At 36.9% G+C, this 25,046-nt stretch carries 16 protein-coding genes; 3 read left to right on the top strand and 13 right to left on the bottom strand.

Features of this window, described 5'->3' with window-relative positions:
- Positions 1 to 88: 88 nt before the first annotated feature.
- Both M3593_RS12840 and M3593_RS12845 read right to left on the bottom strand, forming a co-directional pair.
- Positions 89 to 1,909, bottom strand: a complete 1,821-nt coding sequence (locus M3593_RS12840) for a polysaccharide biosynthesis protein (RefSeq protein WP_251543169.1) — start codon at positions 1,907 to 1,909, stop codon at positions 89 to 91.
- Positions 1,910 to 1,996: 87 nt separating this feature from the next.
- Positions 1,997 to 2,938: a Wzz/FepE/Etk N-terminal domain-containing protein gene (locus M3593_RS12845; protein WP_251543171.1), complete on the bottom strand. Its 942-nt coding sequence runs from the start codon at positions 2,936 to 2,938 to the stop codon at positions 1,997 to 1,999.
- Positions 2,939 to 3,271: 333 nt separating this feature from the next.
- On the opposite strand from M3593_RS12845, the gene tagU reads away from it, so the two are divergent.
- Positions 3,272 to 4,204 (top strand): polyisoprenyl-teichoic acid--peptidoglycan teichoic acid transferase TagU, encoded by a 933-nt coding sequence (gene tagU, locus M3593_RS12850; RefSeq protein WP_251543172.1) that lies wholly within the window; start codon positions 3,272 to 3,274, stop codon positions 4,202 to 4,204.
- Positions 4,205 to 4,455: 251 nt separating this feature from the next.
- Here the strand turns inward: tagU and M3593_RS12855 are convergent, their stop codons facing one another.
- The 3 genes from M3593_RS12855 to M3593_RS12865 all read right to left on the bottom strand — a co-directional run bounded on the left by M3593_RS12855 (position 4,456) and on the right by M3593_RS12865 (position 10,232).
- Positions 4,456 to 5,676, bottom strand: a complete 1,221-nt coding sequence (locus M3593_RS12855; RefSeq protein WP_251543175.1) for an N-acetylmuramoyl-L-alanine amidase family protein — start codon at positions 5,674 to 5,676, stop codon at positions 4,456 to 4,458.
- A gap of 108 nt (positions 5,677 to 5,784) precedes the next feature.
- Positions 5,785 to 8,232, bottom strand: coding sequence for an SH3 domain-containing protein (locus tag M3593_RS12860; RefSeq protein WP_251543177.1), 2,448 nt, complete (start codon positions 8,230 to 8,232; stop codon positions 5,785 to 5,787).
- A 350-nt stretch (positions 8,233 to 8,582) separates the two neighbouring features.
- On the bottom strand, positions 8,583 to 10,232 hold the full coding sequence (locus tag M3593_RS12865; protein WP_251543179.1) for a C39 family peptidase: 1,650 nt from the start codon (positions 10,230 to 10,232) through the stop codon (positions 8,583 to 8,585).
- 194 nt (positions 10,233 to 10,426) lie between these two features.
- On the opposite strand from M3593_RS12865, the gene M3593_RS12870 reads away from it, so the two are divergent.
- Entirely contained in the window at positions 10,427 to 12,157 is a 1,731-nt protein-coding gene (locus M3593_RS12870; protein ID WP_251543181.1) for a M14 family zinc carboxypeptidase, read from the top strand.
- Between the two features lie 51 nt (positions 12,158 to 12,208).
- Here the strand turns inward: M3593_RS12870 and M3593_RS12875 are convergent, their stop codons facing one another.
- The 6 genes from M3593_RS12875 to M3593_RS12900 all read right to left on the bottom strand — a co-directional run bounded on the left by M3593_RS12875 (position 12,209) and on the right by M3593_RS12900 (position 21,208).
- Positions 12,209 to 13,525: a glycosyltransferase family 2 protein gene (locus M3593_RS12875; RefSeq protein WP_251543183.1), complete on the bottom strand. Its 1,317-nt coding sequence runs from the start codon at positions 13,523 to 13,525 to the stop codon at positions 12,209 to 12,211.
- Positions 13,526 to 13,796: 271 nt separating this feature from the next.
- Positions 13,797 to 15,494 carry a serine hydrolase gene (locus M3593_RS12880; protein ID WP_251543185.1) on the bottom strand — a complete coding sequence of 566 codons (1,698 nt, stop codon included), beginning with the start codon at positions 15,492 to 15,494 and terminating at the stop codon, positions 13,797 to 13,799.
- 123 nt (positions 15,495 to 15,617) lie between these two features.
- Positions 15,618 to 18,632, bottom strand: coding sequence for a S8 family serine peptidase (locus tag M3593_RS12885; RefSeq protein WP_251543187.1), 3,015 nt, complete (start codon positions 18,630 to 18,632; stop codon positions 15,618 to 15,620).
- A gap of 263 nt (positions 18,633 to 18,895) precedes the next feature.
- Positions 18,896 to 19,663, bottom strand: coding sequence for a tyrosine-protein phosphatase (locus tag M3593_RS12890; protein ID WP_251543189.1), 768 nt, complete (start codon positions 19,661 to 19,663; stop codon positions 18,896 to 18,898).
- Between the two features lie 110 nt (positions 19,664 to 19,773).
- Positions 19,774 to 20,436, bottom strand: a complete 663-nt coding sequence (locus tag M3593_RS12895) for a CpsD/CapB family tyrosine-protein kinase (RefSeq protein ID WP_251543297.1) — start codon at positions 20,434 to 20,436, stop codon at positions 19,774 to 19,776.
- A gap of 22 nt (positions 20,437 to 20,458) precedes the next feature.
- The gene (locus tag M3593_RS12900) at positions 20,459 to 21,208 is read right to left on the bottom strand and encodes a YveK family protein (protein ID WP_251543191.1); all 750 of its coding nucleotides are present in this window, start codon (positions 21,206 to 21,208) and stop codon (positions 20,459 to 20,461) included.
- Positions 21,209 to 21,334: 126 nt separating this feature from the next.
- Here M3593_RS12900 and M3593_RS12905 point away from each other — a divergent pair, with 126 nt between their 5' ends.
- Positions 21,335 to 22,111 carry an SGNH/GDSL hydrolase family protein gene (locus M3593_RS12905; protein ID WP_251543193.1) on the top strand — a complete coding sequence of 259 codons (777 nt, stop codon included), beginning with the start codon at positions 21,335 to 21,337 and terminating at the stop codon, positions 22,109 to 22,111.
- 477 nt (positions 22,112 to 22,588) lie between these two features.
- Here the strand turns inward: M3593_RS12905 and M3593_RS12910 are convergent, their stop codons facing one another.
- Positions 22,589 to 23,767 (bottom strand): toxic anion resistance protein, encoded by a 1,179-nt coding sequence (locus M3593_RS12910; RefSeq protein WP_251543195.1) that lies wholly within the window; start codon positions 23,765 to 23,767, stop codon positions 22,589 to 22,591.
- A complete protein-coding gene (locus M3593_RS12915) occupies positions 23,767 to 24,417 on the bottom strand; it encodes a 5-bromo-4-chloroindolyl phosphate hydrolysis family protein (RefSeq protein ID WP_251543197.1) in 651 nt (216 codons plus the stop codon). Before M3593_RS12915 ends, M3593_RS12910 begins: the two co-directional genes overlap by 1 nt.
- Positions 24,418 to 25,046: the final 629 nt, after the last annotated feature.

Below are 25,046 nucleotides of genomic sequence, written 5' to 3' on the forward strand. Positions count from 1 at the left end.
TTGCCTTTGTAGCGGACAAAGCCGGGTGCCAAGTCCAGCTGCTGGGATGAACGCTTTCCGTACCTTTTTCGCTAATAATGCCCCCTTATTATTTTGCCACTAGAAATATCTTGTTTTTTTTTCGATTCGCTAAATTCACGACATACTCTTTTAACTGGAGAGAGCTAAATTGTTCAAAGTAATCCAAAAGATAACTGACTTCCTCTTCTTGATCTAAAACAGCCTTTCCGATAAAGATTTTCGGAAATATTGGTTCAGGATGAATTTCTTTTTCATTCAGCAATTCTTCAAACATTTTTTCTCCTGGTCTTAATCCAGAGTATTTAATACCAATTTCATCCACTGTATATCCAGAAAGCCTAATTAAGTTCTGTGCAAGGTCTGTGATTTTTACAGGTTCACCCATGTCCAGCACAAAGATTTCTCCACCTCTCGCAAGCGTTCCTGCCTGGATTACCAAACGAGAAGCTTCTGGGATAGTCATAAAGTATCTTGTCATCTCTGGATGAGTGACTGTAACTGGGCCGCCATCCTGGATTTGTTTTTTGAACAAAGGGATTACACTGCCTCTACTTCCCAGTACATTACCAAATCGCACAGCAACAAATTTAGTTTTACTATGCAGGTCCAGTTTTTGAATAATCATTTCTGCAATCCGTTTTGTGGAACCCATAACATTCGTAGGATTTACAGCTTTGTCGGAAGAAATTAAGACAAATGTTTCAACTCCGAAAGTGTCTGCAGCTTCCGCAACATTTTTTGTACCAAATACATTGTTTTTAACAGCTTCACGTGGGTTATACTCCATTAAAGGTACATGTTTATGAGCAGCTGCGTGGTAAATCACATGCGGCCTGTGCTCTTCTATAACCTCAAACATTCTATCTCGATCCTGAACATCACCAATCACTGGTAGTATCTCAATCACTTGCCCGTATTGATTACGGATTTCCATATCGATTGAATAAATACTATTTTCCCCATGACCAAGGAGTATCAGTTTTTGAGGGAAGAATTGAGCAATTTGTCTGCAAATCTCCGAACCTATTGATCCTCCCGCGCCTGTCACAAGGACCGTTTTTCCTGAAATTTTTTCGGAAATGCTGCTTAAATCCAGTTCAACTGGTTCCCGTCCTAGTAAATCTTCTACTTGCACATCGCGTATCTGACTTACTGACACTTTCCCGGTTACTAAATCCTCTATCATTGGAAGTATTTTCGTTTTTGCTGATGTTTTAGTACATTCTGCAAAAATTCTTTTCATTTCCTGTCTTTGCAAGGAAGGGATGGCAATGACAATATTTTCTATATTCAATTCTTCAGTTATACGGGGAATATCTTTTATATTCCCTTGTACCTCAATCCCATATATTTGAAGCTTGTATTTTTTCGGATGGTCATCCACAAACGCCACCGGGTATAAATCAGCATCTGGATTTCTTAGCAACTGCCTCGCTACCATTGTTCCTGCTGATCCAGCTCCCACAATCAAAGTCCGTTTCATATTAGGGTTTGGCGAGATGAATCGGTCTCGAAATACTCTCCATGAAAAACGGGAACCCCCAATTAAAATTACGTGTAGCATCCATGTGATTCCTAATACTCTTAGATAAACATCCTGATTCAATACTAACTGCACCACACCCGCCAAGGATACAGAGAGAGTGACCGCCTTCACAATGGCTGTCAACTCACCCACACTTGCGTACTCCCATGCCTTTTGATATAACCGATAGGCAACAGCAAAAACATGATGGCTTACCAACAAAGTAATTGAACTAACCCAAAGCATAGGGACAGTGTAGACATTCATGTATGGATTTAATATGTAAAAACCCATAAAAATCGAAGATAAAACAATCACTGAATCTAGTAATATTAACAAAGGAACCCGTTTTTTATAGCTCAATTTTTATCCCTTCTTTATACATTATTTAGTGGATTAGTAATGGTTTGATATATTGTTAAGCTAATAACTTCAAATGAAAAGGCTCTATTAAGAGCCTTTATTCGTTTCTTTCCAGTAATGTCGAGAAAAAACAATCGCAACACTTACCATTAAACCAATCACTAATGCAATGGCCATATTCACCGTTTTATTCGGCGAAACAGAATGATCTGGCAGCTCAGGTTCTGAAACAATCGTTAACACGCTTTCCAGGTTAAATAGTTTTGAAAGGCTCCTGGCTTCTTCATATTTATTACTGTACTTATTGTAGAGTTCTGTTAACGAATTAACTTGATTGTTTAGCTTTTGGAATTCGACTTGTTTATTTTTATCTAGTTCTTGTAATTCTTCCAGGTACTTTTCATCAACATCCAGCAAATATTGTTTTTCTTCATTGGTTAGAGCATCCAGCAAAACCAATGTAGGCAACCCCTGCTCAAATTGGGCATCATTATATGCTTTTAGTGCCTTATCAAGGTTTTTCTTTTCCTCTGCAAGCTGGCCTTTATATTGCTCTGCTACAGCTGTTAACCGGCTAGAAATTGTTTCCCCGACATATAATTTAGATTCAGCAATAATTGCATTTAATGTTTTATGAATTAGTTCCGGATCGTTCCCTTTTAAGGTTATTGTAATAATCTTTGATTCTTTCTCAGTTTCAACATTTAAATTTCTCTGTAGTGATTTAACATTCCATTCAAGGTTATGCTTATCAACTACTCTTTTTAAAAGTTGTTGTGATTTTAATCTTTGGCTATATACCTGAGGAGAAACAACTTCATTCAAATAAGAGTTTAATTCTTCTGCTCCTTGTTGTTGGAGACTGTTATTATTAACCAATATTGTTGCTGTTGTTTCATACGTAGGCTTTATCACCAGGTAACTAAATATTGCAGCTATTAAAAGAGCAATGATTGTAGTGGCAATTATTAGCTTCTTCCCTTTTATAATTACCTCTATCAATTCACGCAAACTTATTTCTTCTTGCATTCCTTTAACCCCTTAATATAGTAAATTTCTAAAAATCAGTATAAATTTTAACATCTATCGACATAATGTTCTATAAAATATTACAATAAGATTAAATATTTTTTACATTTCGTTAAGTATCGTCAATAAATGGCAAAACATTTAAAAATACAGTCTAATTTTACCATACTTAGATTCTATTTTGTTTGTAATTTATATCCAAATTTTATTTTAAGCCATCTTCTTACAATAAAAAGGATTTTTAAACAAAGTTTCTATATTCTTCTATCAACATTTTTGATATTGTATTATTTAGAAACAAAAGTAAATGGTAATTTTTTGGAGGAATAGGGTATGAGATCCGACCGGAATAAACGAAAGAAAAGCAAATGGCTTCGTATAACAGGTTTTATTCTTGTTTTGTTAATTATAGGAATAGGAGCGTACATCTTTTCTATCTATAATTCTTTGACTACCGCAGTAGATACTATGCATCAGCCGACGGACAGAAAAATATCAGATAAACGGTCAGATGAAATTAACTTAGGTAAAAAAGATCCTTTTTCAGTTTTAATGCTTGGCGTTGATGAACGAGAAGGTGACAAAGGACGTTCTGATACCATGATTGTTTTAACTGTGAATCCAAATAAAGATTCTGTAAAGATGTTAAGTATCCCCCGTGATACCAGAACTGAGATTATTGGCCATGGAACTGTGGATAAAATCAATCATGCTTATGCTTTCGGCGGAGAAGAAATGTCTATGGCTACTGTAGAAAACTTCCTTGATATCCCGATTGACTATTATGTAAAGATAAATATGGAAAGTTTTGAGGATATCGTTAATGCGGTGAATGGAATAACGGTCAATAATACATTCAGCTTTTCTCAAGATGGCCATCAGTTTAATAAGGGTGAGATTAATTTAAATGGTAAAGAAGCCCTTTCTTATGTTCGTATGAGAAAACAGGATCCTAAAGGGGATTTTGGAAGACAACAAAGGCAGCGGCAGGTTATTCAAGGAGTTATTAATAAAGGGGCCAGTGTGAATTCATTAACACGATTCGATGATATATTTGGAGCTTTAGGTAAAAATATCAGAACGAACATGACTTTTGATGAAATGGTACAAATACAGAAAAATTATAAAGAAGCCAGACATAATATTGACCAACTGCAGATTACAGGTAAGGGACAGAAAATAAATTCTGTTTATTATCAAGTTGTATCTGAGGAAGAAAAACAAAGGGTACAGAATGAGTTGAAAAATCAGTTGGAGCTAAAATAGTGGTAGCCATTTTAAGTAATTCTATTTTGCTTACCTGAAATAAAAAAACGATATTAGATTATTATTTCAATAATAGTGTTTTCAGTATATTCCTGTACCAAAGACTAATGACTGTTTATTTCTAAATTAAAATAAGCTAGAAAAAAGGTTTGTCAGACATCACAGGATGGATGGCAAACCTTTTTTGTTGTCATTTAGAAACAATAAACCCTCAGTTGTTAACTGAGGGTTAGGTTTATATAAAGACCTTTTTATCTAGGAAGGAAATAAAGGAATAATCCATTGTACAGACCTTGTGCTGCTTTTTGCTGATAGGCAGAGGTAGCAACTAGTTTTTCTTCATAAGGATTAGATAAAAACCCTAATTCAACTAATGCTGCCGGTTGTCTGTTGTCACGAAGGACGTGGTAATTGCCGTATTTCGCACCCATATTCCTTAGCTTGGTCGAAGCTACAATCCCGTTTTGAACTGCACTTGCTAATGGAGCATCCTTTGTATAGTTGTAATAAAACGTCATTAATCCTGTGCTCGTTGTTGAGTAAGCATTATAATGAAGGCTTAGGAATGCATTTGCTTTGTAATAATTACTTATGTTCACTCGTTGTGCCAGAGTTAAATACTTATCAGTGCTGCGTGTCAATATAACCTTTGCTCCCGCTTTCTGTAATAGCGGCGTTAGTGTAAGAGTTGTTGTAAGAGTCAGGTTTTTTTCCAGAAAATTGACTCCTCTTGCCCCGCTGTCATAACCACCATGTCCAGCGTCAAGTACAATTACCTTGCCCTTTAAAACTGTTGCGGGATCTCGAACAAGACTGGCAGATACCCACCCAATCATTCCATTCAATTTTCTAACCTGTATCCATCCATCCTTTTCACTTAGCTTATCAACGAAAGTTCCAGCACTTTCTGTCGATAAAGTTGGATAGCTAGTACTAGGTCCTTTCCTTAAATTACTGTTAACCTTAAAAACTAATTTTGTATACGTTGCCTTTATAATCGGTTTTTGAGTTGTAACATAGGAAGGAGAAACCCAGCCTGTTTTTCGTATTGATGACGCATATACCTTTAACCATGTCCCATCCTTACCATAGACAGTAAGTGCAGTCCCCTTCGAAACTGTTCCTGCTACACTCCCTCCAGGTGTACTTCGCAAATTTAACTTTGTAGCCGTTACATAACCTGTCCAAGTGATAGCTGTTAAGTATTTCGAAGCAACCCAGCCATTCTTTGTTCCAAAACTTATTCTGGACCAGCCATTTTTTTGTTCTAAAACAGTCACAACCTGCCCTTTCGAAACTTTGGCAACTATCGAATAGGTTGTACCTGGTTTAGAACGAACATTTAGTACATCCGCAGTCACCTTAGCCTGAAAAGAATAAGCTGCCTCAGTACTTTCAGCATGAAAGGATACTAAAAAAGAAAATAAGACCATAAAACATAGGAGCGTTTTACCTAAAGAAGCAAATCTCACTTTTTTCCCACCTTGTTGTATTTTTTTCTATGGATGATCGGTCACATCCGCTATAAATAAAATAGGTAGGTTTACCTGACATATAAAATGCAGGTAAACCCTTAAGAATCAATTCAATTCTTGAACAATGTATAACTTACTAACCCAACCAGTACGCCCATCAGCAAGTTTCACCTGATACCAGCCTTTCGTGCTATCCATAGTTGGATTTCCGGCAGTGTCTAAAACCAGATGGACATATTCATTTAGTTTAAAAGCACCGATAGGGCTTAAGGCTGTTGAAGCAGTCGGGCGAATATTCAAGGAATCCGCTGTAACCCTTCCAAGATTTTTAACAGAAATAAACTGAGTATAACGGTCGAATTTTATGTCGTTTGTCCAATATTCTTTATTATCCAGCATGACTTTTACCCAGTAATCATTGTGCTTCTCGATAATGTCGATTTCGGTACCTTCTTTAATATAAGTTGCAGGTACTGTGCTCCCTTTTTGATTACTTAGGGTTAAAGTTGTTTTTGCAATGGCTTTGACCCCCAAAGGGAACCGATCAAAACCAAGAGGTCTTGATGGAAAAGGATAGCTTGTACTATTAATTTGCGCTGTATCATAATCAGCTTTGTTGTAAGGTAAGATTTTTTGCATATGGGCTGCAATTTTTTGACCCCACTTTACATCACTAGCATAATAAAAATTCATACCCTCGCTATTCGCATCAATTCTGGTGCCTGAAGATACTGTCTTTGTACTAAATCCAAGATAAGCCCCTTTATATTTCCAGTTAAGAGGGTTCAGATAGGTAGCTTTCATTTCTTGAGCAATGTATTCAATGTTCTGCTCTACTGAGCTAAAACGGACAGCAGCGATGAATGGTGAAGCATCATATGCCCCGAAGCCAAATAAGTTATATTTGCCTAAGGAGATATTAGAAGTACCATAACCGCTCTCATGTATAGCGTGAGCCGCTAAATAAAGAGAGTTTACACCGTATTTGTTGCCGGCATTAACAAATGCTTGTCCCTTTCCTTTCAACACACTCACTTTGCCATTCAGGTAGTTATTAATATATAAATCTATTTGTGCTGCAGAAACTTTTGACGGTTTTCTTAAATCAATAAGTTGGTAACCTTCACGGTGCATAGGATCACCTGTAACGACTTCTTTAAGGTAAGTCCCTGACACATAACCTGTTTTCCCAGCATATGAAACCTTGTACCAGCCATTCGAGACTAGTGCGTTTGGAAAAACAAAGGTAGCATTTGGGATGACAGCTAGAATCGCAGAGTCTGTTCCCGCAGTTTGCCTAAGGTTTAAGCTAGAAGTAGTTACAAAGGTTTTCCCGCTTATCGCCGTTTCTGTCAGTGCAGGCAGCTGAGTTTGAACTGGTGATGTCTGAACTGGCGATGTTTGAACTGGCTGTACTGGTGTCTGGACTGGCTCACTGGCGGGCTCTTTTTCTGGTACAGTTGTCTCCGCAGGAACAGGTGCCGGATCCGGAGTTTGTTCAACAGGAGTGGCTTCAGGTACTGGCTGCGTAACAGGAGGAACATATTTTATAAAATCCTTTGAGTAAATATACCCCGTCTTTCCTCCATAGATTACCTTATACCAATCTCCAACTTTAGCTGTCGAAGAAAAATTTGTATTCTTAGGAATCTTAATCAATTTTTCATACGATATCCCGTAGGAAGAAAATAAATAAGTATCCTTATTCGTAATAAAATCCGTCTTTCCAAAAGATTGAAGCGAGGCCTGTTTTACATCTTTTGAAATAATGTAAACATTTTTACCTTGAAACAAAACCCTGTACCATACCTGGCCAGTACTGTTTATTACTTTTTGAGCGGTATAAAAACCATTATTAGTCCCTGTATTGAAGACAGCTTTCTTTTTAGTGTCAGGTGTTGAATAAAGGCTGGTATTTTTATAAGTAAAGTAATAAGTGCCCTTTATATTGGAGTATTGATAATACTCTTTAAGGTAACTTCCGCTTGCCCAACCATTGACGGTATACTTTTTCTTATTGGCTGTATATACATAAGAAACTTTGTACCAGCTTCCAAGCCTGGCCGTTGAATAAACGATTCCACCTTTCGGGATTGTCTTTGTAACTTTGTAATTCGTTCCTGCTCCTGAGCGAATATTTAGTTTATCAGTAGTCTGATAGGCAGTTTTCGCAGTGGTCAATACTGCTGCCGCTGAAGATGTTTTGCTTGCGGAAGTCTTTTGATTCGCCTGATAAACTTTCAGGTAAGTTCCAGTAACCCAACCTGTTCTAGTCGTTTTCTTTTTGTTCGCTGTATAGGAATAGGTAATCTTGTACCAATTCCCTGACCGTTCTGCTGCTGAGACTGTTTTCCCTTTTGGAACCATGAATGTTACTTTATAGCTCATTCCAGGTCCAGATCTCATATTTAGATTAGCAGTAGTAGCATAAGTAGTATTTATACGTACGGAAGCAGCCTCTGCTGTTTGAAGATAATTTGGCACTAAAGGAAGGGATGAACTCCCTACTAATATACTTGTTGATAGCACCAAAACTTTTCCAATATTCTTCATTTGTGCACTCCCAGTCTTATTTTCTCCATGGCTTTGGCTAGCATCTGTTTATTAATAGATTGAGAGAATGACGGTTCGACATACCTCCTAAAGTAAACTCTTATCTTATTTATCGGCACATTTTTTAAAACTATGACGAGGTTGAACCTGTTAGTTTATGGTAATGACCAAAATGATTAAAAATACCTATATTATATCTATGGAGCTGAATTTAGAAATTAGAAGTAAAAAGAATACTATTTTAAAACCAATTCCTAACCAGAATAAAAAAAGACCAAATCAAGAGGATTGGGTCATTTTTTAACATGCAATATGCGGTTCTCCTTAAGTACATTTACACTTAACATCGATCAATAATAACTTATTGCTTGTTTTCCGTACTGTGTCCATCCTTCGATAAAGTGTTTCTTAAGTCGTTTCTTATTTTTTGTTCCATCCAAAGGATCATTAAAGTATACATACCTACTGTCATAGCCTGTTATTAGGACAGAGTGTTCTTTCATCGTGATTCTTACAGGCCCCTGCGGAGTATACCATGTTTGCCAGTACTTGTTTGGCACATAACTGAACCAGCTCGTATTGATAACCCACACGGGACGTCCTGCCCCAACATAGTTCAAGACAGATTCAAAGGATTGTCCTGATAGGTTTACGATTCTGCCAGGCATATATGTATTTGCCAGCTGGGCTATAGGCTTATTAAATACTCCAAATCCAGGTTTGCTGAAGGTATACATATTCCCTACAAAACCGTAGTTTGGATTGCCAAAGTATTTTTTCCCATTGGTATATCTGTATTTAGTAGAATCTTTTTTGACCTGTTTTGCTAGAGTCATCTTATTGGTTTTGACTCCAGCGTGATTTAACATCATCGCTAAGCTTGTGACCTCACACCCTCTTGGAAGCTGAGGCATCTGTTTAATAAGAGGTGCAGACATTAATTTCTTTACAGGCCTCTTTTGGTTTAGGACCATTAATTTTGCTTTCCCACTTTTATTTCCAGCGGAATCTTTTGCATAGAACTCCATTTTCGTATTTGCAGCCTGTAAAGGGACTCTTATATAAAATTTCCCTTTTGAATTTACCTTTACCGTTTTAAAGCTCTTGCTGTTTCTAGATACATAGAGGACTGAATTCGCCTCTGCACTGCCGGTCATTGTGAAAGATTTGTTTGTAATTTTATTCACTCTCGGTACCGCAGGAGGGACCTTATCTAACACCTTAACGGTCAATTTGGAGCTCTTACTGTTATAGCGATCGGCGACACTGTATATTGAAACAGTTGTTCCAGAAGCCAAAGGCCGGTTATCCAGCAGAAATATTCTATAATAACCTGAAGTCACGGATGCCTTTGCTGTGTATTTTGTTTTTCCTGAATAAATGATGACTGTGTTGCCCGGTTCCGCATAACCAGATATATATGTATTTTTATTTGTAACAGTATTCACTTTAGGTTTCATTGGAGCTGGGGCTGCAGTTACCTTCGTTGTAATAACGCTCTGTATATCATCAGTCACTGAAACTACTCTGATTGATTGTCCATATTTGAGTAAAGTTGACTGTGTAAATTCAAATTCCCCATCGTTTCCAACCTGTCCGTTTAACGGGATCACATTTCCGTTAACACTTGCCGTTACCAATGCGCCTGGTGTTACCCGTCCGGAAATAATTTTTTGTTTATCATTCACATTATTAAGAACTGCCGGTTTATAGGTAACGACTGTTTTTAGATTTGTTTCTTCTATTTTCAGGATTAATTGAGTTCCTCCAGCGATAGGCTGTGAAAAGTTTATTAAATACCCATTGCCCCCTGCTACCCCATACCCCAGGAGGGTTTCTCCTCTTAATACCTTGATGGCTTCCTTTCCATTATAAGAACCTTTGATATAACTGGAACCGATTTCTCCAATTGTAAGATTACTTGTTTCCTCGGCACTCGTTGAAGATGCAAATAGTAAAAGAAAAAGTGATAATATAATGATTTTGTATATTTTGGTCAAATCCACCAACTCCCCACTTAACTGTAGGATATATTTATCATAAAAACAAGAAAATTTTATATTATAAACTATATTAATCCATTTAACTAGTGCAAACTAACTAATATTAAATAACTATATTTTTTAAAAAGAGGTACATTTTTCAAAATCTTACTATATTATTAAAATAATATATATTTTGGAGGTAACTAGTTTTGCAGAGATTCAGGGTTTTAGTCATCTTAGCAGCAGTTTTACTATCTAGCTTTTCTTTTAATTTAGGAGCCCATGCCCAGACAGGTATTGTTAATCCTAATAAAGTCTATTCTTATTACCAGATGGTGTCCGATATTAACAAGCTGCAACGTGCATATCCAGATTTAATTAAAGTGAAGATTATCGGAAAATCCGAATATGGACGTAATTTATATGTTGTTTCATTAGGGAAAGGGCCAGCTGCTACCTTGATAAATGGGTCCCATCATGCCCGTGAATGGTTAACAACAAATTTGAATATGTATATGATCGACCAATATGCCAGGGCGTATAAATCAAATAAAAAGATAAAAGGCTATAATGCAAGAGCAATCTTAAATTCAACAACCATTTGGTTTATCCCGATGGTGAATCCAGATGGAGTTACCTTACAGCAGCAGGGATTAAAAGCCTTCCCTAAAAAACTGCATAGTTCCCTGATCAAAATGAATGGGGGAAGCAAAAACTTTAAACGCTGGAAGGCGAACGGAAAAGGTGTCGATCTCAACCGGCAATATAATGCTGGATGGAAAGCAATCAAGGGTCCTTCATCTCCTTCATTTAAAAATTATAAAGGCAAAGCACCCGAAAGCGCTGCGGAAACCAAAGCGGTTTTAAAATTCGTATCCACCATTAATCCAGAAATGGCCGTATCTTATCATAGCAGCGGCAAGATGCTCTTCTGGAGTTATAAACAAAGTAAAGCAAACTATTACCGGGATCTTAAATATGCCAATACTATTAAAAAAATGACAGGCTACCGCTTGATTAAGCCTGGTAAAAATCCATCTGGCGGCGGTTTTACCGATTGGTTCATAGAATCTAAAAAAAGGCCTGCCTTCACGCCTGAAATTTCAAAGTACTATTATGAAACGAACCCTCCCCTATCGGAATTTAAAGGCGCATGGAAAGAAAACCAGGCTGTAGGGCTTTATACAGCATCGGAAAGCTTCAAGCTGTACGACCAGCGGATGAAAAAAGAAACAGATCAGCTAGCCGCCAAATTAAGCAAACTGCAAACGAAAGCAAAGGGACTTAAAGCTTACTATGCGATCAACGTCAAAACAATGAACGATCTAAGGATAGATAAGAAATTCAAAGCTTTTTATGATTCCATATACAACGAAACAATTGCTTTAAATCGCCAGGCATATAAGCTGCCTGCCAAACATAAAGCAAGACTTGCAGGATATTTCAAAAACATTAATACTTATCAAAGTGAGGCGAGATCATTTATTTATGGGGTCTCCGCCGGGGAAAAGAATTTAAAGGCTATGCAGGAGTTTGAGAGAGTTTTCGCGGAAGGCAAGTTTGACAACATGACATTTACCAAACATACCACGCTTTCTCAGATGAATACGGCATCTGAAAAAACAATTAACAAAATGTTTGGCTACAATGTAAAACTCTTAGCAAAAAGTAAATACATTACTCCTGCAAAAAATATCGCAGAGAATACCAGAATGGAATTAGACCGTTACACATTATTGAAAGCTATACAGTTACAAGTGGATAAAGGTGAGATTGCCGCTGCACAGGAAAACCTAAAGAAATTAGAAATACTAGAGACCAATAGCAAGACCCTGAAGCAAAAGGATCCGGCGAAATACAAGACCTACCCTCTCGTAGAACAAAAGCTCACTGAATTAAAGATACCTTTAATGGAAATATTAAAGGCGACCGAGCTTTAAAAGCACAATAAAAGCCAGCTTGTATTTTTACAAGGCTGGCTTTTGATTTTATCAAGGATTTTCCCTGGCAGTTTTGTTATGCTCGGTCTTTACCCAGGTATGCTGCTGTTTCCATTTCAGGAGTCCCATTACCTGTGCATAGATAAATGTATATGCATAGTAGAAAACAGACAGACTCATGCGGACAAATTTGAATTTATGGTTTGTATCCACCTTAATAGCGTAGTACATGCAAATAAAAAGCTGATAAGTGAATAATAGGAGAGAAACTGCACTCGCCCCAAAAATCAGGAAAATGAAACGTTCTCCAGCGATTGAGAGCACTTGGGTATCGCGGGTCGCCAACCCATACATTATCGCGGCCAAAATGCCTATGACAACGATACTCATCTGCACGGCTCTGGCCATGCCAAACAAATAAATCATTTGATCGAGTATTTTGAGCTTGCCCTTTTCGGTGAATAGCTTTTTTACCATCGGCTTGAAGTTGGTGAAAGCTACATACCAGTGCCCTTGCGACCAGCGGGTTCGCTGTTTTATGCTTATCTTGAAGTTTTCCGGCTTTTCATCATATACCCGAACGAAATGATTCCACAGTACTCGGCCATTATCCTTCACTATTTCCATTTCCAACTCGAGATCCTCTGTTAAAGAATGAAAGCGGAAGCCGCCATGCTTCATTAAATAATCCATCCTGACAATGAAGCCCGTACCGCCAATTGCGTTTGGGAGCCCTATTCGATATTTGGCAAGCTGGAAGAACCGATTTGTAATGTAATAACTCATTGCATAACCTAATGACAAGCTATTAGCTGAATTTTTCGAGTCCAAATAGGTCTGAATTGCCTCTGGCTTACCCTTGGCAATATATTGAGAGTTTAACTCTTTAAGGATATCTGGATCGACATGGTTGTCTGCATCTAATATCATTAAACAATCATACTGATCTGCCAGTTTTTCAAACCCTAGATACCTTAGAGCATACTGCAATCCAGCTGGCTTTCCTACGCCTTCCCTTGGAAAGAGCTTATCGCCAGTATTGATATACTTCATTCCTTTTTCCCTGCAAATATCTCCAGTACGATCGGTACTATTATCATTCACAACATAAATATCATAAAGATCATTGCCGTAATTTATATTTTTCAAATTATCAATGGTCGAACCGATTACTTTCTCTTCATTATGAGCGGCTACCAAAATTAAGAATCTCGTCTGATCTTCCATTATGGTGTAATCTCTTTTGGCAGATCCAAAGCCGAAGAACGTAAGAATTACATAGTATAGCGTGTTGAGGCTAACATAAACAGTAAGAAGAAAAAATAACCCTAATACTATAGTAACAATCACTTCACCTATATCATTCATTCATACTCCTCCAGCCACAGTTAGTTTTTTAATAATGAATATACAGCCATTATTGACCAAATGATTGCTGCTTATTCCTCTTGTGCCTACCTCCTTATTTTGCTGGCTTATTTATGACTATAATATCCTAATATTTTTGATGAAAAGCTTGATCAAGCAATAAATAACAAAATCTATACCTTATTTACATCGGGTTTAAATTATTTACTGTGGGTTAAAACATGACAAAAAAAGAGTGTCAATTTAGACACTCCTTTTCATTACTAACTATTTAGTTTGTAATAGCTGGATTTTTAATATAAACTTTCCGTCCAAGGAACTTAATTTCATACCATCCATCGATAACCCTTATATAGCTGACTACTTGCCCAACATCAAACTTACCGATTATCTCTGAAGAATTGCCTGATGGTCTACTATATACTTCTTCTTGCAGATTCAGTGTAAGTTGCCCTGCAGCCGGCTCGCTGCCAGCAGGGTTAATAATCGTTGCACTAAAAAGCGGCTTCGTATCGTTTTTATTTACATATGCTTTAGTTGTTCCAATCTGTACCTCGTTAAATGCTCCTGCATCCTTTGTCCGGCTGAATACCTGTCCTTTTTTCAGGAAACCCATCCGAACATAGACTCCGTCTTCTCTGCGATAAGATACCCAGGCACCCTCTTCTGTTACCTCAAAATACTTAACTGCGTCGGAATACAGCAGCTCGACGGCATCTTTATGAACATAGCCTACTCTATTTCCAATTAAGGCTTTATAATAGCTGCCGGAAAGGGAATTTATATAAATGGATGTTCCTTTGTAAAGAGACAATAATACCTTTCCATTCGCAGCAGGCTTATTTAACACCTTAGTATAATTTTTCGCCTTGACCCAACCATTGTTTTTTAATGTACCAGTGATTAATCCACTAATTGGCGGTTTTGAATAGGCATACACATCTCTTTTATAAATATATCCTTTCTTCCCGCCATACTGGATTTCGTACCAACTGCCTTTGTCAGCTGAAATCTTAAACGATTCACCTTTAGCCAGACTTCCAAATTTTTGTTTGAAATTTAGAATCGGGATCGGATAGACTACTGTGGTTTTCTTAGTTTTAACATAGGAAACTTTGTTTTTACTCTTATGATGTTTATAGACGATTGAAGCTATATCAGCTATGACCTTCTGAGATTTAGAATATGATAGTTTATTTGTCATTACGGCCAGAGCAAATGGATTTTTATCATAAACTATTCCAATATCGTTATATATTTTTGATTCGGGAATCATTCCCACCTTATGAGCTATTTGAGTTCCTTTAATACCTTTAGGAATCGTAGTGTTATAGACCGTCTTTTTTAAATACCCTACTAATTCCTGACCAAGAACGTTTTCCCTTGAAAAATTGTATAGACGATTCGCATATACGACCAGGTCAGCTGAGGAGGTAAGATTCTGACCCTTTGGATATGCATTCTTCCCGCCTATTTTTTTCATATAGGCAGTAAAATTGTTCTTCCCCACTTTTTCACGAAGCATAATAAAAGCAATATTATCACTATATACCATAGATTTTTTTACCAAATCTCTAATTGTATATTTTGTTCCGAGTTTTTGCTTTTTGATTACTCCGCTGCCTCCATAGTAATGGTGTTTTTTGTAGGTCAGCTTTTCATTAAGATTGATTTTCTTAGCTGCGGCAAGCTCCATTACATATAGGGCCAGAGGCAGTTTAATCGTACTGGCTGCTTTTTGGGGGCTTGTACTATTAATCTTAAATTCATCACCGGTAGAAAATTCCCTATAGTGCAATGTAATATTTCCACCTGACTTCTTCATATAAGCCTTAAGATCCTTTGATAGGCTTTGGTTAAAATTCTGATAGGAACTTAGAGTTGCTGCTTCTGCTTTCTTTACGGGCAGCAAGCCTGAAAGAAGCAAGAATAAAATCATTACAGCTACCATTACTCTTTTCAAATACACTGCTATTCCCCCTAGTAAAAAATATCTATTAATCTTATATAAATATACCATTATAGGTAAAATCAGGATATATAAATTTAAAAAAAGCATGCCTTTTGATCAGCATGCTTTTACCAACTGTAATTATTCTTGGACACTATAATAATATAGATTTCCTAACAAATCTTTAAACTCAATGATATAGTTTCGATCAGCGCTAGTAGGCAAATAATATTCAAGCTTATTCACGCCATTAATTAACTCGAATTCCTTTTCATCTAAAAAGTTATAAGAGGAATCAAATACAATTAAAGTCATTTTTATTTGTTGAGTGACCGAGATATCAAGCACAAGATTATTAATAATCCCGCTTCCTTCTGAAGCAATGAAGCTGAAGCTTTTGGATTTCAACCAGAATGGATCCTCATCCAATGTCATCTTTCCTTTTACTGCTGCTTCATTTCCTGCTGTATTTTTTGCTTTGATTGTATAGTAGTAAATATCACTGACTTCCGGGAAGTTGCCATCGAAGGAGCCATCCCATACAAACGAATTAATTCCTTGCAGTTTTGGTGTGTTTGCAATAATGGTTTTGACTTTCTGATTCAATTCGTTAAATATCTCAATTGTCACGTTAGCCTTTTCGGATAAACTATAGTATACGGCAGCTTCATCTCCTGGAAAATACTGAACAACGGAAGGATAATTTATGACAACCTTAGTTAAGGCAACAGTAATATACCCATTATATAAGGTAGTTAATTTATATTTATCCGTTATTGTAATCCTGAATTGATATTTTCCATCCGCTAAGTAGTTCCCAGTCTGATCTTTCCCATTAAAAACAAAGGAATAGCTACCTTTGGCTTTATAAGTTGATGTCAGGATTGTCCGAAATACTTTATTGTCTTTCAAAAGCTCAATTTTAACATAGCCAGGTTTGCTGGTCGTATATGAGACCGGCAGGTTGGTTGTTGAACGATACGTAATTGGTGCAGTTGACTTAATTGCCGGTTTCACCCAATCCTGAACGCTAAAAATACTGCTTTTCATTGTTTTTTTATTTCCAGCGGCATCCCGGTACTCAATATAGTATCGATATTTACCCTCAGCTACGAATAGTCCCTTGTCATTTTTTCCATCCCAGGAAAGTGTTGAAGCACCAGGTGTAAATACCTTGTCATACGTCAATTTCCTTACTTTTACACCTTTATCAGTTGTAACATATGTTCTTACATAAACCCTTTCATTGAAGTTTACTTTTACTCCTGGCTTTACTCTTCCATCCATTTTAAATAGGGAAGAGATAATGGTTAAATTGCCTTTGGGCATAACCGAATCGACTATTACAGTAATCTTTTTGGAAGCTCTTTTAACATTTTTGGAGTCATACGCTGACATTACCAAAGTATACTTACCGTTACTGACCTTTTTGCCTTTATTGTTTTTGCCATTCCAAACAAGTGTTTTCTTACCTGGCTTTAAAGCTGTTTTATTAAGCAGCCTTTTCACTTCTCTATGTTTGCTGTCATAAATGACAGCTGTCGCTCTTGCATTTTTAGTAAGATAATAGGGGATGGACAGTTTGCTCTTTAGAGCGGGTGAAAACTGAACAGATGAAACCGCCTGGATTGATGTCGTTACTTTGTCTATAACCTTCATGGTCGTACTCTTATAAACCGTTTTCTTCCCGTTTGTCGCCTTCGCCACTATTTTGTATGTTCCACTTATTGCATAGTCACCATTATCCATTTTGCCATCCCAAGCAGCAGTTAATTTTCCTCCCGCCCATTTTTTATTAGTGATCAGTTTTTTAATAATGGTGCCTTTTGAATTTTGAATGTATAACGAAGCCGTTATTCCACTCTGGGCGTAGAAAGAAACATTATTTTTATTCGTTCCTTTCATTGTAAAAGATCGAGTACTAAGCGTAAGACTATGAACAGGATATGGGGTAACGGATAATGCTTTATATGCATCTACCCTGCCATGTCCATAAAAGGAATCCCAGCCTTTTGACCCTAAATCATAAGCTGTTTTCTTTATTATACTTTCAACCTGAGCCGGTTTTAAAAGCGGGTTCTTCGATAATATTAGCGCACTCACACCAGATACTACAGGTGAAGCCATCGAAGTGCCGCTCATATTTGTATATGAACTTCCCGAAATGGTTGAAAAGATATCTAAACCAGGTGCAGCAATATCTATATAAGAACCATAATTGGAAAACCCAGTTATTTTATCATTTTTATCCGTGGCACTTACAGCTAATACTGAAGGAATTGCAGCTGGATAGGTAGAAATATACGTCCTTTCATTTCCAGCTGCAGCTATAACCATGACTCCTTTTGAACTGGCATACTTTACAGCATGTTCTAATGCGTAACTATAGCTTCTACTGCCAAGGCTTAAGTTCAAAATATCCGCATTATGATCGACTGCATACTTAATACCCTTGACAACATCATCTACATTGGCGGTTTCCCCTTTAAAAACATTAACAGGCATTATTTTAACATTTGGGGCAATACCTGCTATTCCCGTCTTATTTATCGTGGCAGCAATTATGCCAGCTACATGGGTTCCATGGGGTTCACCAGTTATAGTTGAACGGCCAGTAGTGATATCTATTGGAGATACCATTTTCCCTTTTAAATCCGGGTGGCTGGTTTGTACACCACCGTCGATAACAGCTACAGTAACATTAGATGCTCCTCTACTTATATCCCAGGCTTTTGGTATTTGAATTTTATTTAAATACCACTGTTTACTGTAGCCCGGATCTCCCGGGGTAAAAGTGGCACCGAGCTTGTAGTTTGGTTCCACATATTCCACTTGCTTATACCTTAATAGATTTTTAGCAATAGTAGTTAATTCATCTTCTGTGTCTGTTGAAACTAAGGTTAAGTTACCAAGCTTAAGATTAGAAAGCTCCTTCACGTTTACAGACTGAAGAATTTTCTGTTTTTCTTCTGAAGTTATATTAGAGTTGAATTTGATAATTAACTCTCTGCTTTCGAATTCTTTTTTCTTATCAAATAAGGCTGCTGTATTAAACTTTGATATCCTCGGATTTATTTTATCCTCTTCTGCAGATCCAACTGAAACAAAAACAAAGAAAAATAAAATGGCAAAAAATGCGCCCCTGAATCTCATCATGAGTCTCCCTTAAATTTATTTTGTAACTATAATATCGGTTAACTATATTACTAGTTAATGAGTCTTCCAATTTATTCACCAGTAATTTTTTACCAATATATCACCGTTTATCTGCAAATTTTGTTGAAATTTAGCTACTCATATATATTTTCTTTGAATATAAGACGATAAAAAAATCCCGGGATATTCCGAGATCCGATGCAGCATATTCTATTTTATAAATGTTTTTATGGAAAATGGTTCTGGTAATCTATTAATTTCTTTTAATTGAACCATCCAATCATTTTTCTATTTCTTACACGAGCTGGTATATCTTTATATATGTTCTTTCCTTGGGTGAGAAGTTCGGCATTATCCCTAAATAGATATACCATATCAGTTCCATAACGTTTTCTTACATTTGAGTAAGCATGCTGCATATAAAAACTTCTTTTATCCGTATTGTGGGCATCAGAGGCGATAAAATGAACAAGATTAGCATCTATAAGCTGTTCGGAAAAAGCTTTAATCTTTTTTCCAAATCGGCCAACTATGCTTGATGCTGTTATTTGAACGAGGGCTCCGTTTTTAACTAGCTGATATAATATATCCGGCCTTTCAATAATCTCCGCATTTCTTTCGGGATGTACAATAATAGGGATTATTCCTTTTAGTTGGAGTTCATAAAAAATTTGTTCGGAATAGTGCGGAACATGACTTGCAGGAAATTCGATAAATAAATACTGAGTTCGATCCAGGGTAAGGATTTCTCCCACTTCAATCCCTCTTAGAATCTCACCATGAATAGCTGTTTCCTGCCCCGGCAGGATCGTTAAAGGTATTTTTTCACTTTGGAGAATATCATTTAATTCTGTTACCTTTTTTAAAATATCCTGTTTTGTATTTATATAGCGCCCATTTTTATGATGTGGAGTAGCAATGATTGTATGGATGCCCTCTTTCACCGCACTTTTTGCTAAAGAAATACCTTCTCCTAGAGTCCTTGGCCCATCATCAATTCCATGCAGTATGTGACAATGTATATCGATCATCGCACCCACCTTTTCCGAATATTGTAAATATTTTAGGTATATTATAATGTTACCACTCCTAAAAAATACGGTAAAGGGTGTTTTTTGTCGAAATAGGTCAAGTTACAAAATTAATTGCCATAATAATAGTTTGTACTTTTTAATTTTTTGTTGTTCAAAACAACTCCTAGAATTTTGGCCTTTGCCGCCATTAACAAATCTTTTGCCTTAGAAGCATCTTCTTTTACTGTTTTTCCACTCGAGACCACAACAATTGTACCGTCACATTTGTTCGATAATATTTGTGCGTCTGTTACCGCTAAGATAGGGGGAGTATCAAAAAGGACCATGTCGAAATTCTGTTTTGCATTCTTCAGAAATTGATCCATTGCCGAAGATCCCATTAATTCTGCCGGATTAGGAGGAATCGGGCCAGAGGATAATAGGCATAAATTGGACGAGTTTGATTCCACAATCGCTTCTTCAATTGAAATTTGCCTTGTTAATACGCTTGTTAACCCAAAAGTATTTGTTAAATTGAAAGTATAATGAACAGTAGGCTTCCTTAAATCAGCATCCACCAATAAAACGTTTTTTCCTTGCTGCGAAAATACTACGGCAAGATTAGCAGCTGTTGTAGACTTTCCTTCTCCAGGTCCAGTGGATGTCACCATTATTGTTTTTATTTCACTATCAAAAGATGTAAATTGTATATTTGTCCTTAATGTCCTGTATTGCTCAGTAATAGGGGATCTAGTATTTTGTGCTGCAATCAGCTTTCTACGGTGGTCCATGATACGTTTTTTTGCTTCTTTTTTAATGCCCAACTGGTTCACCCCTTGTTCTTTTATTCCTAGTTTTTCTAGTACTATCACGAAAATCAAGTTCTGAATCATCTATGGAAGCTATTACACCCAAAACAGGCAAGCCAAGAATTGCTTCAATTTCCTGCTCGCTTTTAATTGTATTGTCTAAATAATCAAGAAGGAAGGCCAATCCAATCCCAGCCATCAAACCAATCATTAAAGCAATTGCAACATTTATTAGTGGTTTTGGTTTAATTGGGGACTGTCCTTCTAAAACCGCGGCTTCTGCTAGTACGCTTACATTATCTACATTCATAATTTTAGAGATTTCTTCTTTAAAAACCTTGGCAGTGGTATTTGCAATTGAAACTGCGTGTTCTATGTCTTTATCCTGTACCGAAATATTTACTACCTGAGAGTTTTGTTGACTGCTAACGTTGATTTTCTCATTCAGCTGTGCGGTAGTTTCTCTAAGTTCTAATTGGTCAATAACGAGGTTAAGAATTGCTGGACTTTTAATGATTACATTATAGGTGTTAATATATTGCAGATTATTTTGAACATCACCAATACTTGAACCATCCCGATCACTTTTTGTCTGGTTAACTAGAATCTGGGTTGAAGCCTGGTATATTGGCGTTAGATAAAAATAGCTTACCGCAGCACTTAATATAACGGCTGTAAGTGTTAAAGATAAAATTAATAGTACTCTCTTTTTCAGGATTTCATACAAGTCTTTTAAACTTATTGTTTCTTCCATTGTACCCTCCTGCGGATTTATGTTATTTAAATTCCATTATATCATAATTATTTGAAAAATTTGCCTTTTATTGTCATAATTTAGTGAAGGATAAATGACATTAATTAAATATTGGGGGGGTTTTTAATGAAACATATTCTCGTAATATGCCTCACTTTTGCTTGTTCGGTAATATTAATATTAGGAAATCAGCATTGGAAGGAAAAAATAAAAGTTACAGCTTATGAAGACCAGAGTAACTTTTATAGGGGAGCGAAAGATGAGACCGAGCCTGCAAGAACTGATTTTTTTTCATATACAAAAAACTGGCCAGAGGAAGCACAACTATCCTATAAACAATCAATTAATGAAAAGAAACTCTATAAGATCTTGATTGCCGGTTCAACAGCTTTGGGCCCGGAATCATCTGGATGGGCATATCTATTAAAAAATAAACTAAAGGAATCTTTTCATAATACACTTGATGTGTCTGTAAAAAGCTATGATCTTACCTCTACTCAAATAATTGAAGAAGGAAAGGATGAGGAGCTAGCTGCCGAAAAAGCAGACCTAATTTTACTTGAACCGTTTATTCTTAAGGATAATGGGAAGGTAACAATAGAGAATTCTAATGAAAATATTAATAAAGTTATAGAATCTATTAAAACGACTAACAAAGAAGCAATCGTACTTTTGCAGCCGGCTAACCCTTTGTATCAAGCCAAGTATTACCCGCTGCAAGTAGAAGCATTAAAGGAATATGCAGATAGAAATAATATTAGCTATATTAATCATTGGGATGCCTGGCCAGATCCACAAAGTGAAGAAATTAAAAATTTTCTAATTGGGGAACCGAGTACACCAAACGAAAATGGCCATATGCTTTGGGCAGATTATCTAATCGATTATTTTATCGCTGAATAGCCATAAGGATTGTTTATAGGCATAAAATAAAAAAAGACAGGCTCCTAAGCCTGCTCTACAATCTAACTACAAGGGACCCTGCTTTCTCTTCATGATATCTCGCCTTTTGTTGTAAACTTGATTTCAATCTCTCGCATAGTGCATCCTGTATAAGGGCTTCATTATAGTTTTGCAATAACAAATGAAATCTGTACTTTAAATTTATTACTAATTTAAACACATTGATTTCCCCCTTTTAAATTAGGCCAAAAACATCATTGGTAAAAAAAGTTAAAGGTAATGCATGTTTACCCCTTCAAAAATAATGCTAAACTTTGTTTTAATCGATGATCGAAGATATTTTATTATAAATTTCGTTAGGAATGTAGAATTTATTAGGGTCGTGCAAATGGATTAAATGCTACAACTTAATGGAAGAGGAAACAAAGATGCCTGACCCATTGACGAAAAACTGCGGGTCAGGCATAAATTCCTTATTTACTTATCTTTTATCTCCAACAGTTTCACCCTCAACTCATTTTCCATACTAGCAAGGTCATGCTCTGCCTGGCGCCTCTTAGTTCGGCCTTCCTCCTGGATTCTCAACGTTTCTTCCAGTGTCGTGATCAGGTTCTCCTGTGTCTTCTTTAATGTTTCAATATCAACAATACCGCGTTCATTTTCTTTCGCGGTTTCGATTGTGTTTGTTTTCAGCATTTCTGCATTTTTGAGTAGAAGTTCATTTGTCGTTTTCGATACCTGTTTCTGTGCCTCAACAGCATGGCGCTGCCTGATCAGTGTCAGGGCGATCGCAACTTGGTTCTTCCATAGTGGTATCGCAGTGACAATAGATGATTGAATTTTTTCCACCAGCGCCTGGTTCGTATTCTGGATCAATCGAATTTGCGGTGCACTTTGTATTGTGATTTCCCTGCTTAGCTTCAAATCATATAGACGCTTATCCAGCCTGTCCGCAAATTGGATCATATCGTTGACTTCCTGGAACTTCATTTGGTCCTGGGAAGCTTCTGCCGCTTTTTTCAGTTCAGGGATTGTTTTTTCGTGTAGCTCTTCCAGCTTGAGTTCGCCTGCAGCGATATAGATGTTTAGTGCGTTGAAATATTCTTTATTCGTTTCATATAGCTTCTCAAGCATACCGATGTCAGATAGCAGGACATTTTTACTTCTGTCCAACTTCACGCTAATCCGGTCAATTTGCGCGCCTGTCTTCTGATACTTTGAGAGAATCTCCTGGACTGAACCAGAAATCTTGCCAAACATACGGGCAAAGAAGGATTGCTTTTCCGTACTAAGCTCGTCAGGGTTCATGTCATTGAGATGTTTCATCAAATCATTGATGATTTCTCCTATTTCTCCGATATCCTTTTTCTGGACATGCTCAAGCATCGTATGCGAAAAAGTCAGGAGCTTCCCTTGTGCCTGGGTACCATATTGGATCATGGCCTGATGGTTTTTCGGATCGATTTGCTCTGCCAATTGGTAAGCTCTCTGGCGATTTTCCTCAGGAATTACATCAATCAGCTTGACCGGTTTGCTTTCGTGCTGTTGCGGATTAGGCTGCAGCTGCAACTCCGGTGTATCGCCAAATGGATTCGTCAATATATCGTCCATGATATTGCCGGTGTTTTTTAAAAGGTCTGAATTTTTTTCTGTCATTATTTTAACCTCCTGGTCTCGTCAGGAATTTCATTTAGTTTCTTGATAGAATGCTTGGCTACGTCGATTTCAAAATTCAGATGGTCAATATCATCAGCCAGCATATAGCTCAAATCTTTCTCTACGATTTTGGTAAGCTCCTTCAATGTATCCTGTGTATCATATAATGAGCGCTCCAGCTCGCGGTTTTTACCAGGCTGGGAGGAAAGGAATGCATACTTTTCGCTCAGTTCCATGATTGAATCCAGATGTGAAAAATAAAACTGTTCCGCCTTGAAGAATCTTCTTGGCTCACGAGTATTCAGTCGTTGAATGTTTCTTACCAGCTTTACCAGTTCCATTCTTTGTTTTAAAGAACGGATATGACGGATCGAAAAGAGCGACTTCTGGACCTTTTTAATCTTCACATTCGCTTCTTTAAGATTTCTCTGTATATATTTGTATTCCTTCTTGGTCAGTCTATTTTTTTCAAGGACTTTTCGTTCCAGATAATATCCTACTCCAAAGAACATGACGCCACCGCCAATAAACCCATAAAGCGAGGACATCCAAAACGTCTGGTCAAAACCGGCATATGCCAGCAGCCAGGTGAATGCGGAAAAAGGGATTGCCGAACCGGTTTGCATGAATCGTAAAAGGAATTTATTCATTAGTATCGACTCCTGTATTTGAATCTTCCTATTTATACGAATAGGAGGCGCAGAATGTTTCAAATGCTGTAAAAAAATGTTTTCTCTCTTATACAATACTTCAAAACAGTCTCTTTTTCTACAGACTTGGTTAGTAAAGTCATCTAGGTCCTGGGACGTAGAGGATCTTTTTCTCTTAATTAAATTATCACTTATATATAATTTCCCAACCGAAAGCGATCAGTGCTCGATTAAACATTATAATTGTGAGTTCCTACCTCATTAATCATCTGAAAAAATCGTGATATTTTAACAAAAACCAGTATAATTCAGCAACTTGCTAATTGAAATCAAACAACTTTTCATCATTTTTATCCCCTTTCGACAAAAAGAAAGGACAAGCATGTAAATCCTTCTGGTAATTTGTAGAAACTTTTATTGTTTGGTTTTTTGAAAAAGGCGGTATATAAGGATTACAGAAACAAAAGTAAAAAAAATACAGTTACTAAGGAGTGTTTTACATGAGAGTAAAAGCAGGAAGCTGGAGCATGTTGAGCCCGGAAGAAAAACTATTGTTGTTAACTGTCATTAGCAATCAGACAAAAAAACAGCGTGAACATGAATAATGAAAGTGGTGTGGATGCAACTGG

Origin of the sequence: Mesobacillus sp. MER 48, from assembly GCF_023714225.1 — a bacterium.
GTDB classification, from domain to species: Bacteria; Bacillota; Bacilli; order Bacillales; family Cytobacillaceae; genus Mesobacillus; species Mesobacillus oceanisediminis_A.